15 protein-coding genes and 1 pseudogene are annotated in these 13,221 nt (G+C 67.3%); 9 read left to right on the plus strand and 7 right to left on the minus strand.

Going from position 1 to position 13,221, the window contains the following annotated elements:
* A pseudogene (locus ON22_RS38130) lies at nucleotides 1–178 on the plus strand (SDR family oxidoreductase); the annotation flags it as partial.
* Nucleotides 179–237: 59 nt separating this feature from the next.
* On the opposite strand, the gene ON22_RS23980 reads toward ON22_RS38130, so the two are convergent.
* The gene (locus ON22_RS23980) at nucleotides 238–1,278 is read right to left on the minus strand and encodes a UDP-N-acetylmuramate dehydrogenase (protein WP_086007803.1); all 1,041 of its coding nucleotides are present in this window, start codon (nucleotides 1,276–1,278) and stop codon (nucleotides 238–240) included.
* Nucleotides 1,279–1,368: 90 nt separating this feature from the next.
* Between ON22_RS23980 and ON22_RS23985 the strand changes: the two genes are divergently transcribed.
* From ON22_RS23985 to ON22_RS24000, 4 genes are all read left to right on the plus strand, one after another.
* The gene (locus ON22_RS23985; protein ID WP_033246314.1) at nucleotides 1,369–1,857 is read left to right on the plus strand and encodes a DUF2505 domain-containing protein; all 489 of its coding nucleotides are present in this window, start codon (nucleotides 1,369–1,371) and stop codon (nucleotides 1,855–1,857) included.
* Nucleotides 1,858–1,914: 57 nt separating this feature from the next.
* On the plus strand, nucleotides 1,915–2,424 hold the full coding sequence (locus tag ON22_RS23990) for a DUF2505 domain-containing protein (protein WP_033246315.1): 510 nt from the start codon (nucleotides 1,915–1,917) through the stop codon (nucleotides 2,422–2,424).
* Nucleotides 2,400–3,191 (plus strand): methylase, encoded by a 792-nt coding sequence (locus ON22_RS23995; protein WP_033246316.1) that lies wholly within the window; start codon nucleotides 2,400–2,402, stop codon nucleotides 3,189–3,191. Before ON22_RS23990 ends, ON22_RS23995 begins: the two co-directional genes overlap by 25 nt.
* Nucleotides 3,192–3,321: 130 nt before the next feature.
* Entirely contained in the window at nucleotides 3,322–4,047 is a 726-nt protein-coding gene (locus ON22_RS24000) for an LmeA family phospholipid-binding protein (protein ID WP_033246317.1), read from the plus strand.
* Between the two features lie 23 nt (nucleotides 4,048–4,070).
* On the opposite strand, the gene deoC is transcribed toward ON22_RS24000, so the two are convergent.
* Nucleotides 4,071–4,739 carry a deoxyribose-phosphate aldolase gene (gene deoC, locus ON22_RS24005; protein WP_033246318.1) on the minus strand — a complete coding sequence of 223 codons (669 nt, stop codon included), beginning with the start codon at nucleotides 4,737–4,739 and terminating at the stop codon, nucleotides 4,071–4,073.
* Nucleotides 4,740–4,837: 98 nt separating this feature from the next.
* Here deoC and ON22_RS24010 point away from each other — a divergent pair, with 98 nt between their 5' ends.
* Entirely contained in the window at nucleotides 4,838–5,371 is a 534-nt protein-coding gene (locus ON22_RS24010) for a GNAT family N-acetyltransferase (protein WP_033246319.1), read from the plus strand.
* A gap of 67 nt (nucleotides 5,372–5,438) precedes the next feature.
* A complete protein-coding gene (gene purU / locus ON22_RS24015; RefSeq protein WP_033246320.1) occupies nucleotides 5,439–6,323 on the plus strand; it encodes a formyltetrahydrofolate deformylase in 885 nt (294 codons plus the stop codon).
* A 23-nt stretch (nucleotides 6,324–6,346) separates the two neighbouring features.
* On the opposite strand, the gene ON22_RS24020 is transcribed toward purU, so the two are convergent.
* From ON22_RS24020 to ON22_RS24040, 5 genes are all read right to left on the minus strand, one after another.
* Nucleotides 6,347–7,390: an alpha/beta fold hydrolase gene (locus tag ON22_RS24020; RefSeq protein WP_033246321.1), complete on the minus strand. Its 1,044-nt coding sequence runs from the start codon at nucleotides 7,388–7,390 to the stop codon at nucleotides 6,347–6,349.
* 177 nt (nucleotides 7,391–7,567) lie between these two features.
* Nucleotides 7,568–7,864, minus strand: coding sequence for a DUF2516 family protein (locus ON22_RS24025; protein WP_033246322.1), 297 nt, complete (start codon nucleotides 7,862–7,864; stop codon nucleotides 7,568–7,570).
* Between the two features lie 68 nt (nucleotides 7,865–7,932).
* Nucleotides 7,933–8,607, minus strand: a complete 675-nt coding sequence (locus tag ON22_RS24030; RefSeq protein WP_033246323.1) for a hypothetical protein — start codon at nucleotides 8,605–8,607, stop codon at nucleotides 7,933–7,935.
* The gene (locus tag ON22_RS24035; RefSeq protein WP_033246324.1) at nucleotides 8,604–9,098 is read right to left on the minus strand and encodes a helix-turn-helix domain-containing protein; all 495 of its coding nucleotides are present in this window, start codon (nucleotides 9,096–9,098) and stop codon (nucleotides 8,604–8,606) included. The genes ON22_RS24030 and ON22_RS24035 overlap by 4 nt, the downstream gene beginning before the upstream one ends.
* Nucleotides 9,099–9,196: 98 nt before the next feature.
* On the minus strand, nucleotides 9,197–10,549 hold the full coding sequence (locus tag ON22_RS24040; protein ID WP_086007800.1) for a DUF445 domain-containing protein: 1,353 nt from the start codon (nucleotides 10,547–10,549) through the stop codon (nucleotides 9,197–9,199).
* A gap of 418 nt (nucleotides 10,550–10,967) precedes the next feature.
* Between ON22_RS24040 and ON22_RS24045 the strand changes: the two genes are divergently transcribed.
* The gene (locus ON22_RS24045) at nucleotides 10,968–11,654 is read left to right on the plus strand and encodes a TetR/AcrR family transcriptional regulator (RefSeq protein ID WP_081595813.1); all 687 of its coding nucleotides are present in this window, start codon (nucleotides 10,968–10,970) and stop codon (nucleotides 11,652–11,654) included.
* A gap of 126 nt (nucleotides 11,655–11,780) precedes the next feature.
* Nucleotides 11,781–13,184 carry an ABC1 kinase family protein gene (locus ON22_RS24050; RefSeq protein WP_033246326.1) on the plus strand — a complete coding sequence of 468 codons (1,404 nt, stop codon included), beginning with the start codon at nucleotides 11,781–11,783 and terminating at the stop codon, nucleotides 13,182–13,184.
* The last annotated feature ends 37 nt before the right edge of the window (nucleotides 13,185–13,221 follow it).

The raw sequence follows: 13,221 nt of genomic DNA on the forward strand, positions 1-13,221 counted from the left end.
CGACGGTGACGCCGCGCGCGCCGCGAAGGTCTACGAAGGTATCGACCCGCTCGTCGCCCAGGACATCGCCGAAATCGTCGCCTTCGCCGCGAGCCGGCCCCCGCACGTGAATCTCGACCAGATCATCGTCAAACCCCGCGACCAGGCGGACCCCGGCCGCTTCGCACGGCGTAGCTGACCGCTCGGCAGGCGCGCAGCGGGGCAGTTCCCGCTCGCGCGTAGGCCGGCCGGTGGGCGTCAGATTTCCACGCCGACCGTTACCGGTTCCGGTGTCAGGGTTACGCCGAACCGGTCGGCCACGCCATCGCGCACGGTGCGAGCGAGCGCGACGATATCGGCCGCGGTGGCCGCGCCGCGGTTGGTGAGGGCCAGCGTGTGTTTGGTCGACAGCCGGGCGGCGGCATCCGGGCCCGGGAAGCCCTTGGCGAACCCGGCGCGTTCGATCAGCCAGCCGGCGGAGAATTTCACCCCGTTGTCGGCGGGAAATTCGGGGACCTTCACCTCGCCGAGCTGGTCGCGGATCGTGGCGCGCACCCGGTCCACCCGGTTGTGGGCGATCACGGGGTTGGTGAAGAAGGAGCCGGCGCTCCAGGTGTCGTGGTCGGCGGGATCGAGCACCATCCCTTTCCCGGCGCGCAGGCCGAGAACCGTTTCGCGGACGGCGGCCGCCGGACGGCTCTCGCCTTCCGCTGCGCCCAACCGTTGCGCAAGCTCCCGATAGCGCAGCGGAGCACTGGCCCCGGAGGGATCGAGGACGAACTCCACCGCCAGCACCACCGCGTCGGATCGGTGTTTGAGCCGGCTCGTCCGATACCCGAACCCGAGGTCACCGGGTTCGACCCAGTGGATTTCGCCGCTCACCCGGTCCAGCAACCGCACCCGGCGCAGCAGATCCGCGACCTCCACGCCGTACGCACCGACGTTCTGTACCGGCGTGGCCCCGGCCGACCCCGGAATCCCCGATAGGCATTCCAGCCCCCCGAACCCGGCGCGCACGGTCTTCGCGACCACCGCGTCCCAATTCGCACCCGCATCCGCAGTCACCGAATCGGCTGCGAGTTCGACGCCCTCGGTCGCGATCCGGACCACCACCCCGGGCACCTCCTCGTCGGAGACGAGCAGATTGGATCCGCCGGCGAGCAGCAGCACCGGAACCCCGGCCGCGTCCAGCGCACGGACGGCCGCCACCAGGGCATCGGTACCGGCGCATTCGGCGATCGTGGCCCGGCCCCCGACCCGCAGCGTCGTCAGCTCCGCCAGCGGCACCGCGGAACGCACCAGCGCACCCGTTCCGGCCAGCAGCTGCCGTAGTTCGTCCGCGGGGACAACCCGAGAAGTTCGCACGACCAGACGGTAGCGTGTTCGGTCATGGCTACAGCGCTGGCGTACACGGCTCGCTACTCTCACCCGGTTGCCGCGGTGCGCGAAGCGTTCCGCACCGAGAAGTACTGGCAGGAACGTATCGCCGCGGTGGGCGGGCCGGGCGCCCGGTTCGTTTCCCTGGAACTGGACGGCGAACAGGTTCGTATCGAGGTCGTGCAGTCCATTCCGGCCGATCTGCTGCCGCCCGCCATCACCGCCGTGCATCCGGGCGATCTGATGATTCCGCGCACCGAACTGTGGTCCGGGACCACCGGTAGTTTCGAGGCCCGGGTCGAGGGCGCGCCCGCGGAGGTGCGCGGCACCATCACCGCCACCGACGAGCCCACCGGCGCCGTCGCCGAGATCTCCGGGTCGATCGAGGTGAAGGTCCCGCTGTTCGGTCGCAAGATCGAGGAGGCCATCGGGGAACGTCTCACCGAACTGCTGGCCGAGGAGACCGAGTTCACCAACGGCTGGATCGCCGAACAGGGGTAGCGGCGGCTGCCCGGCCTCCGGGCCGCACCGGTGCAACCGGACGGTAACCTACCGCGCATGGCTCGCCGACTGGACTATTCCGCCCGCTACCCGCTGCACACCACCAAAGAGGTGTACGCGGCGCTGACGAACCGGGATTACTGGGAAGCCCGGATGGTCGAAATGCGGAAGTACTCGCCCAACGAGGTGGTCTCGATCGATGCGAGCGAGGACGGGATCGACGTGGTGCTGCACCATATCCTGCCCCGCGAAATGCTGCCCGAGGTCGCGCAGACGGTGATGCGCAAAGATATGGTCATCACCCGTAAAGAGAGCTACGGCCCGTTCGGCCCGGAGGTCGAGGGCACCTACTCCGCTTCCATCCCGGCCGGCCCCGGCAGCCTCACCGGGACCATGCGCCTGTTCCCGACCGATACCGGCTGCACCATGCGTATCTCCTCGAATGCGAAGGTGTTCATCCCGATGATGGGGCCGCGGCTGGAACAGCTGATGCTGGTGAATCTGGTCGATCTGTTCCGCGCCGAGGCCGAAGTGACCCAGCAGTGGCTGGACGACCGAAAACTCTGACCATCCCCCTCGGCACGGTCACCCGGGGTACCACCGGAACGAACCGGCTCCGCCGCAGTGACCGCCGGCTCGTCCACGATCCACAGATCAACGGTGTACTGCACCGCGCCGCCGACCCGCTCGTCGTGGATCTCGGCTACGGCGCGCAACCGTGGACCACGCTGGAACTGGCCGCGCGCCTGCGCACCGTCCGCCCCGATATCCGGGTGGTGGGCCTGGAAATCGACCCGGGCCGGGTCGTACCTGCCCGCGACGGCGTGCGATTCGCCCGCGGCGGCTTCGAATTGGCGGGCCTGCGACCGAACCTCGTGCGCGCATTCAACGTGCTGCGCCAATATCCGGAATCGGCAGTCGCCGAGGCCTGGGCGACGATCCTGTCAGGACTGGCACCGGGCGGGCTGCTGGTCGAGGGGACCTGCGACGAACTCGGCCGGCGCTGCACCTGGGTCCTTCTCGACGGGTCCGGCCCGCGGAGCCTCACGCTGGCCTGGGACCCGCTGACCGTCGAACGCCCGTCCGACCTCGCCGAACGGCTCCCCAAAGCACTCATCCACCGCAATATCCCCGGCGAACGTATCCATGCACTGCTGTCGGCGGCCGATCTGGCCTGGGCACATACCGCACCGCTGGCCGTATTCGGCCCGCGGATCCGCTGGCGCGCCGCCGCCGAACTGCTGCGTGAACAGGGCTGGCCCGTCCACGACCGGCGCCGCCGGATGCGCGACAACATCCTCACCGTCCCCTGGACCACCGTCGCGCCTTCCTGACATGCGGGCCACGTCGTGTGCTCCATCTCACAAATTCGACCACCCGACCGCCGCTGACGTCGCCACGTTCACCATCTGCCCACACCCGGGCCTCAGAGCCGGCACAGAATAATGCGGAACAATCGCGTGCATGCCCACCAAGAGCCTGTCGGTACCGAAGGTCAGTCGCCGGACCGCGGTCATCGCCGTGATCACCGCCGCCGTACTGGTGGCCGCCGCGCTCATCGGCGGTGAAGCCTATGCGCGGCACCGGATCGCGAGCTGTATCAGCAGCCAGTTCGAGAAAGAGATGGGCTCGCAGATCAACGTCGGCTTCGGCGCCAAACCACTACTCGTCACCATGGTGGACGGGCAGGTTTCGCGGATGGACGTCGACAGCGAGGGAGCCGAATTCGGCCCCGCGGTCGATATGCAGGTACATGCGCAATTCCACGATATCCAGATGCCCGAGGGCAGTAACAGCGGTAGCACGATCGGCAGCTCGAACGCCGACGTCAGCTGGAGCAACGAGGGAATGACCCAGACGCTGAAGGGCCTCGTCAGCGAGGTCCGGTCCGATCCGGACTCCGGGAAACTCACCATGGCGGTCCTGGGCGGGCTGGGCGAACTCCAGATCACGCCGCAGATCGTCGACGGGAAAGTACAGCTGGAGGTCGGGCAGGCGCAGTTCCTGGGGATCGGGGTGCCGGAGGATCTGGCCGAGGGGGTGGTGAACCTGATGACCGAGAGTATGCAGGTCTACCCGCTGGGCCTGGAGCCGACGGAGCTGCGGGTCACCGATAACGGTGTCGAAATCGACCTGAAGGGTGGGCAGGCGGAGTTGCCGGCGCCGCCCGAGGGCAGCACTTCCTGCTGAGTGTGGCTTCGGCAGCGCCGTGCTTATTCGGGAAGGCCGTCCAGGACCGCTCGGCTGCGAGAAAGTCCTAGGCGGGTGGCGCCGGCGGTGATCAGTTCGGCCGCGGCTTCGGCGGTGCGGATGCCACCGCTGGCTTTGATTCCGAGGCGGCCGCCGACGGTTTCGGCCATCAAACGGACTGCATGAGGGTCGGCACCCCCGGCGGGGTGGAAGCCGGTGGAGGTTTTCACGAAATCGGCGCCGGCCTGTTCGGCGGCCCGGCACACCTCGACGATCGCTTCGTCGGTGAGTGCGGCCGATTCGATGATCACCTTCAGTACCGCCCGCTGGTCGATCGCCTCGCGGACCACGATGATATCGGCAAGTACGGCGGCATAATCGCCGGCGACCGCCGCGCCGATATCGATGACCATATCGACCTCCGCCGCCCCCTGATCCACCGCGAGCCGGGCCTCGGCCCCCTTGATCAGCGAATGGTGTTTCCCGGACGGAAATCCCGCGACGGTGGCCACCACCACGCCCGGCGCCCGCACCGGCAGCATGGCCGGCGAAACGCATACCGCGTACACGCCGAGCTCCCGGGCCTCGGCCACCAGGGCGGTAACATCCGCGCTGGTCGCTTCCGGGGCGAGCAGCGTGTGGTCGATCATTGCGGCCACCTCGGACCGGGTCAGCGATACGGAATCGGCCATGGCACGAGAGTCTGGCACACCCGGTCCGAATTCCGTTGCGGGCCTCCGGCCCGTCGGGAACACTCGTATCGCAATCGGGCCCATAGGAGAGGACGACGTTGCTGATCCGTCGCGAACGTGGCGTCGATACCGCCGCTGTGGCCGCCGTACACCGCAGCGCGTTCGCTGCCCAGTACGCCACATCCGGCGGAGGTGGCGCGCAGGATCCGCCCGAAGTGGCGCTCATGGAGGAATTGCGCAGCGATCCCGGCTGGATTCCGACACTGTCCATGGTGGCGGTGGCCGGCGATACGGTGGTCGGCCATGTCTGTGTCACCCGGGCCACGGTGGGCCCGTTCCCGGTGCTCGCGCTGGGCCCGGTCGGGGTGCTTGCCGACCGGCACCACAGCGGTATCGGTTCCGCGCTCATGCATGCCGTGCTCGGCGCCGCCGACGCCCTCGACGAACCTCTCATCGGCCTGCTCGGCAGTCTGGACTACTACCCGCGATTCGGCTTCCAGCCGGCCGAACGCCTCGGCATCACCCCCGACCGGCCCGAGTGGGCCAGTCATTTCCAGGTGCGCCCGCTGACCGCCTACGACTCCCAGATCCTCGGCGAATTCCGCTATGCCGATCCCTTCTACGCCCTCTGAGCGCAGCCGGTCACAGTTGCGGCCCGCGCGCCGAGGCAGCGTCGAACGACTTGGCTAGGCTCACCTCATGGTTTCCGCCGTGTCCGACGATCGCCGATATGTGCTGACCCTGGGCTGCCTCGACCGCCCGGGCATCATCGCCGCCATCACCTCGTTCATCGCCGAGTTCGGCGGCTCCATCCTCGAGGCCGGTTATCACTCCGATCTCGAAACCGGCTGGTTCTTCACCAGACAGTCCATCAAGGCCTCGACCGTGCCGTTCGGGGTCGAGGAACTGCGGGAGCGGTTCGGGCAGATCGCCGATGAGCTCGGCCCGGACACCGAATGGCAGGTGCACGATTCGGGAGTCCGCCGGCGGGCGGTGGTCCTGGTCAGCAAGGAAGGTCACTGTCTGCACGATCTGCTCGGGCGCGCGACCTCGGGGGAACTGCCCGCCACGATCGAGGCGGTGATCGGTAACCATCTGGATCTGGCCGCCATGACCGAGGCGCACGGTATCCCGTTCCATCATGTGCCCTTCCCCAAGGATCCGGCCGAACGCGGCCCGGCTTTCGAGCAGGTCCGCGAACTGGTGGACAAACACGACCCCGACGCGGTGGTGCTCGCCCGGTTCATGCAGGTGCTACCGGAACGACTGTGCGACCACTGGGCCGGCCGGGCGATCAATATCCACCACAGTTTCCTGCCGTCCTTCGTCGGCGCCCGCCCCTACCATCAGGCCTTCGTACGCGGCGTCAAACTGATCGGCGCCACCTGCCACTATGTGACGGCGGAACTGGATGCGGGCCCGATCATCGAACAGGACGTGATCCGTGTCGATCATGCCGACGGGGTGAACGATATGGTCCGCCAGGGGCGCGATATCGAACGGGTGGTGCTGGCTCGCGGGCTGCGCTGGCATCTGGAGAGCCGGGTGCTGGTGCACGGTAAGCGCACCGTCGTGTTCTCCTGAGCGCTCTGCCGCCGGTTGCGCAGTCAGCCCACGGCTTCGGCGGGCGCGCGCACCGAGGCGAGCACCTCACCGAGGATCTCGTTGAAGCGATCGATCGCTTCCACAGTGCCCAGATGCCCGGTGGGCAGCAGCACGAACCGGGCAAGGTTGCCCGATTCCCGTAGCCACTCCGCGATTTGTTCGGCGTGGACGGCCGGCGTCATATCGTCGGCGGTGCCCGCGACGACGGTGGTCGGCACCATCAGTTGACGGGCGGCGTCGCCGAGATCCATCTCCGCCAGCAGCCGGCCGAATTCCGACCGCACCCAGGAGCGGCAGGATCGCGCGATATTCAGCCCGAAGTCGATGGTTTCCGGTTCGGCGTCCAAGCTCATGATCTGCCGTGCGAACACCCAGCGGACAGGTGCGATCGGCGGGAAGACGATCCGGGCACTCAGACCGCCCCGCCCGAGCCACATCGGCAGCGGCACCTTCCGGTTCAGCAGCGGTAGCGGCCGGTTGAAGAACGGCACCACAGTGGTCTCGTCCACCAGGGCATACGGGCCGGTATTGGCCAGCACCACCGCCGCGGCCTGATCGAGCACCCGCTGCGGATACTTACCCGCCCACGCCTGCACCGTCATCGCGCCGAGGCTGTGCCCGACCACCACCGCCCGCTGCCCCGGCCGCAGTACGGCGTCGAGGACCGCGCAGAGATCGTCGGCGAGCAGGTGACAGTCCAGTTGATCGGGATGGCCGAATTCGCTCTCCCCGTGTCCACGCAGATCGAAGGCGATCACCCGGTATTCGCCGGCGAAGGCGTTGATCTGCGGGTTCCAGTATTCGAGACAGCAGGTCCAGCCGTGGATCAACACCATGGGCTGCGCGTCTTCCGGACCGTAGGCGTGCACGCGCAGCCGGGCTCCGTCGGCGGCCCGCACATCGATGACCTGATGTTCCGCGCTCGGCGGGTTGAGCGCGGGGTTGCGGTATCCGCCACGGCTGCGCAGGCCGGCCCGGTGCACCTCGAAGATTCCATCGATCTGATGGGCGAGGGCGCTCCAGCGCTCCGACATCATCGCACGCATCGACACTCCTTTGTGTTACCAACTGACACAGTAACGCGCAGGAGCACACCTCGCCAGCCGGACACGGCAACCCCGGAAGACGCCCGACAGGCGCGCCGAATACCGGCCGGACCGGCACCGGCCACCAGTTGTGAAAGATCGAGACACCCCGCCACCAGCGGGGACCGAGATATCGCGCTACCAGCGCGGACCGCGCTGAACCTCGTCCACCTTCGGCCGCACATCGGCGAGATAGATACCGGTCGCGATGATGGCGACGAAACTCAGTAGCCCCAGCCGAAGCGGAGGCAGCATCAACAGCAGCACGGCCACGCCGAGAATGCCCAGCCAAATCGGTTTCGTCAGTTTGTCGACCGCGGTGAACGCGTCGGAACGCTGGCGCACGGCATGCACCAGCGCGAACACAGTCGCGCTGATTGCCAGTAGCCACAGCGCGGCCATGATCCAAGCGGTCAAGCCATACACCTGCTGCACCCCACCATGATAGGAGCAGCGCCCCCGCGCACCACAGGTGCACGGGGGCGCGAGCCCACATCGGCAGGTCAGACCGACTTCGGGGCGGCTTTCTTGGCCGGCGTCTTCTTCGCGGCGGCCTTCTTGGCCGCGGGTGCCTTCTTCACCGGTTCCGGCGCCGGAGCGGGCTCGGGCGCGGGGGCCGGTTCCACCACTTCGGCGTCGACGACGTCGGGTGCGGACGGAGCCTCGGCCTCCACCACCGGCGCGTCCGCTGCCGGCGCCTTGCCGGGCCGGGCGATCAGGCCCGAAAACCGGTCGATTACTTCCTCGGCCCGGCCACTGGCGTCCTTGTACAGGTTCTCGACCCGGCCCACCTGCTCTTCGACCAGATGGTTCGCGCGCAGCCGCTCCACGGTTTCCTCACCGCGGACGGCCAGATCGGAGTAGATGTCGACTACCTGGCGGTAGTACTGCTCGGCCAGTTTGCGCAGTTCCTCGGAGGTGAACTTCTCGCGCAGCTCGGCCAGATCCTCCGGCAGTTCCGAGGGCAGCTCGGAAAGCCGCGCACGGATCTGCTCGAACTGGGTCTGCACATCGGCGGGCAGACCGGCGAACCGCTCGCGGGCCTCGTCGACACGGCCGTTGACGTCGGTGGCGCGTTCCCGCACCTGGGTCACCGCATCGAGAACAGCGGTGTAGACGGCGTCCGTGGCACCGACGGTGGCGAACAGCGGTTTCACAGTGGTGTTCTTCTCGGTCATTTATCGTTCTCCTGGCGTGGCGGAGCATCGGTGTTCGGTGGTGGAACAACGCTGTCCCGGGCGATCGTTTCCTCCGGCCCGTTCTCCCGGCGGAACGATTCGTAGATGTCCAGGAGCACCTGCTTCTGCCGCTCGCTGATCGCGGAATCGGCCAGCAGGGCATCCCGGACGGGACTGTGCGCCCGCTGCTCTAGGTAGCCGGCGCGCACGTACAACACTTCCGAAGAGACCCGCAGCGCCTTGGCGATCTGCGTGAGCACTTCGGCGGAGGGGTTTCGCAAACCGCGCTCGATCTGGCTGAGATACGGGTTGCTGACCCCTGCCAGCTGGGCGAGCTGACGCAGCGAGACCTGCGCGGCCTCACGTTGCGCCCGGATGAACCCGCCGATGTCCTGCGCCGCGTTCACCACGCGGGCTGCCTTGTCGCCGGCGCCGGCGGTGGCCGCCGGATCGTCGGTGTACTGAGCGGAAACGTGGGGCTCTTCGGCCATTACTCACCTTCTGGCTTGTACGTACGCAACGATAGAACAGGGTGCTAGCAATTGCAAGCACTTCTGCTAGCAGGTTTTCGGGCACTCCTGCGCCGGCGTCATCCGCCGAACATCAGATGCGAGACCGTGTAGATCAACAGGCCCGCGAGACTGCCCACCACAGTGCCGTTGATCCGGATGAACTGCAGGTCACGACCCACCTGGACCTCGATCTTCTTACTGGCCTCCTCCGCATCCCAGCGGGCGACGGTATCGCTGACGATGGTGGCGATCTCGTCGGCGTAGTTGGCGGCCAGATAGCGGGCGCCGCGTTCGATCCACCCGTCCACCTTGGCGCGGGCATCGGTATCGTCGCGCAGCCGCTCACCGAGCTGCTGCACGTTCTCCGCCACCTTCCGGCGCAACGTGCTGTCCGGATCGTCGGCGGATTCCAGGATCAGCCGTTTGGCGGCCCGCCATGTGGCCTCGGCCAGGCCGGTGATCTCCTCCCGCCCCATGATCTGGGTCTTGATCCGCTCCGCCTTGGCGATCATCGCCTCGTCGTACTGCAGATCGTGGGCGAACTCCTCGAGGAACCGGTTCGCGGCCAGCCGGACCTCGTGATCCGGGGTCGAGCGCACCTTCCAGGTGAATTCGACCAGCTCGCGGTACACCTTCTCCGAGAGGAGCACGTTCACGAACTTCGGCGCCCACTGCGGCGCCTCCCCCATGACGATCCGGTCGACCGTCTCCTGACTCCCCAGCGCCCACTGGTGCGCACGCTCGGCCAGCAGGTCGACCAGCGGCAACTGCCGGTTGTCGGCCAGCAGTTCGGCCAGCACCCGGCCGATCGGCGGACCCCACTGCGGTTCGGCGATCCGCTTCACGATCGTGTTATCGATCACCTGCTCCACGTCTTCGTCCCGGAGCACGCCGACCACCGCGCGCAGAATCGTCGAACTCTCGTCCGCCACCCGCGCGGCATTGGCCGGATTCGCCATCCAGCGCCCCACCCGCCACGGGATCTGGGCGGAGTTCACCTTTGCGGTAACCACCTCCGGCGAGAGGAAGTTGGTGCCGACGAAGTTACCCAGACTGGCGCCGAGCTGGTCTTTCTTACGCCGGATGATCGCGGTATGCGGAATCGGCAGGCCCAGCGGATGCTTGAACAACGCCGTCACCGCGAACCAGTCGGCCAGCGCACCCACCATCCCCGCTTCCGACGCGGCCCGCACATAGCCCACCCAGTCACCGGCACCACCGCGTGACTCCAGCCAGCGGCACACCAGGTAGATGATGGTCGCCACCGCCAGCAGCCCGGTGGCCACAACCTTCATCCGCCGCAGGTCACGCCGTTTGGCCGCGTCATCGGTGAGTGTCGAGAAGACGCCCGGTGGTTGCTCCGAACCGCCGGGGCCGGGAGTCGCGGGAGCGGAATCGAGCACCGCACTGCTGCCGGTCGCTTTCTGCATAGCTTCCATTCTGCTGTGTGTTCGGTAGCGGCTCCGGTGGCGCAGGTCGAAGTCCTGCCTACGCGCGAGGTCCGCCTCCGAAGAACCCGATGCGACCAGCGGCGGCGCCGAGTTCAGCGAGACGCGCCAGGTTGGTCCACCCCTGCGGACCGAACGTGACCAGCGGCGCAGCCGAGTCTTACGAGGCCCTTGGAGGTTTTGGCCCGTCCCTGCTGTCAGTGCTCGATGCGATGCGGCGCAGCCGCGAGTGTCGAGTGCTGACAGCAGGGACCAAGGGGGGCCAAAACCCCGCGCGCGCCAGCGCGTAGAAATAACACAGCCTAGAGTGGAGGGCACCGAACCGTACGGACCGAGGAGCCCCACGCTGTCCACCGATGACCTGCTCGATATCGGGAATCCCGCCGATCGATCGGCGCCGGTGCGTGCCCCGCGGACCGATGGGCGGAAACGCCGCTGGCGTCAGCACAAGATCAATCGGCGGGAGGAACTCGTCGACGGCACGCTGGCGGCGGTGCGCACCCGCGGCGGTAGCGCCGGAATGGATGAGATCGCCGCCGAGATCGGCGTCTCCAAAACCGTCCTGTACCGGTATTTCGCCGATAAGAACGATCTGGTCAATGCCGCTATGCAGCGGTTCATCGAGATCACCCTGATGCCCCGGGTGTACGGGGCGATCAGTTTGGACGCCGACGAGTACCAGCTGGTGCGTTCCGCGCTGGCCGAATATGTGGGCGCAGTCGACGAAGACCCCGAGGTCTACCGGTTCATCATGGGCACCGGCTCCGGTGACCCGTCCTCGCTCGCCGATTTCGAGCGGCTGTTCGCCGAGGTGGTGGCGGCGGCCATCACCGAACGCGGGAGCGCCCTCGGTATCGAGACCGAGGGGGTGATGCTGTGGTCGTATGTGATCGTCGGCGGTATCCAGCTCGCCACCCACTGGTGGACCACCAACAAGTCGATGAATCGCGACGAAGTGATCGACTACCTCACCATGATGGTGTGGAGCGCCATCGAGGGGATGGCCCGCGCCGGCGGTTCACGCGACAAGTTCGGCGCACAGGAGCATGTGCTGCCGCCGATCCCCTCCGGCGACCAGGCCGTCTGAGCCACCCGGCTCGCCGGGCTCGACAACCCCGCCGGTTTGGCTAGTCTGATTGCCGTGCGGCGGCGGAGAACCGGCTGAGTTCTCCGGCCACCGTGGGCGCGCGTCGGCACCAACGGAGGTACCTCGATGGCGAAACAAGTGCCGACTTCCCGGCTGGCCCGCGGCACCAAACTGGGTGCGGTGGCAGCGGGGTCGATGGTGCGCACCCAGCGCGCCCGGCTCTCGATGCGCGGCCGTTCGGAGGCCGTGCGGGCGCGGATGGCCGAGGAATCGATCCTGCGCAGTACCGAACAGCTGGTCATGGTGCTGGGCACCATGAAGGGCGTGGCCATGAAGCTGGGCCAGATGATGTCGGTGCTCGATCTCGACCTGGTCCCGCCGGATCACCGCGAACGCTTCCAGAAACGACTGGCGGTACTGCGTAATGCCGCGCCGTCGGTGTCGTTCGAGGCGATGCGCGCGGTGATCGAGGAGGACTACGGGCAGCCGTTGGACGCGGTGTTCGCCGAATTCGAACCGGAGGCCATCGCCGCCGCGTCGATCGGGCAGGTGTATCTGGCCCGGTTGCACGACGGCCGGCAGGTCGCGGTGAAGGTGCAGTACCCGGGGATCGATGCCGCCGTCCGCGCCGACCTGAAGAATCTGACCATGTTCCGGCGGGTCCTGCAGTCGGCCATGCCCTGGGTGACCCCCGCGGTGCTCGACGAATTGCGGCTGAACATGGAATCCGAACTCGACTATCACGTCGAGGCCGAAACCCAGCGCGATATCGCGGCGCTCTACGCCGGCCACCCGTTCATCGTGGTGCCGCAGCCGGTGCTCGAGCACAGTACGCAGCGGGTGCTGGTCACCGAATATCTGGCCGGAACGGCCTTCGAGGATGTTCGTGCCATGCCGCGGGCCGAACGCGACCGCGTCGGCGAGATCATCTACCGCTTCTATGTGGGCTCGCTTTTCACATTCAACGAATTCTGTGGCGACCCGCATCCCGGGAATGTCCTGCTCGCCGAAGACGGCCGCGTCGGTTTCCTGGATTTCGGGCTGTTCAACCGGATGGATCCGGAGCATGTGCGGTTCGAGGCGATCTGCCTGTGCGCGGCGGCCGAGGATCGCGGTGCGGATTTGCGGGATCTGATGGTCCAGCGCGGGGTCATCGATTCGACCGATGAGATCGGCGTCGAGGAATGCCTCGAGTATGTGCTCTCGGCGTCCGAATGGTGCCTGGTGGACCAGGAACTCACCATCACCCCGGAATTGGCCAGCGGCGCGTTCCTCCTCGCCGTCGACCCGCGTTCGAGCGAATTCACCGGCATGAAACAGCAGAACCTGCCCCCAGAGCATTTGTTCTCCCGGCGTGCCGATTTCCTGACCTTCGGGATGCTGGGACAGTTGGAGGCCACGGCGAACTGGCATCGGATCGCCCGGGAATGGTTGTACGGCGACGAGCCGGTCACCGAACTCGGCCGGATCCACCGAGAATGGCTGGACCGGCGCCGGCCGCGTAAACGCGGTAGGCGCCGTACCAGCTGACCGCGTCCACGACAGCACATCCACAAGGGGTTCATTT

Origin of the sequence: Nocardia carnea NBRC 14403, from assembly GCF_000308515.1 — a bacterium.
Lineage (GTDB): Bacteria > Actinomycetota > Actinomycetes > Mycobacteriales > Mycobacteriaceae > Nocardia > Nocardia carnea.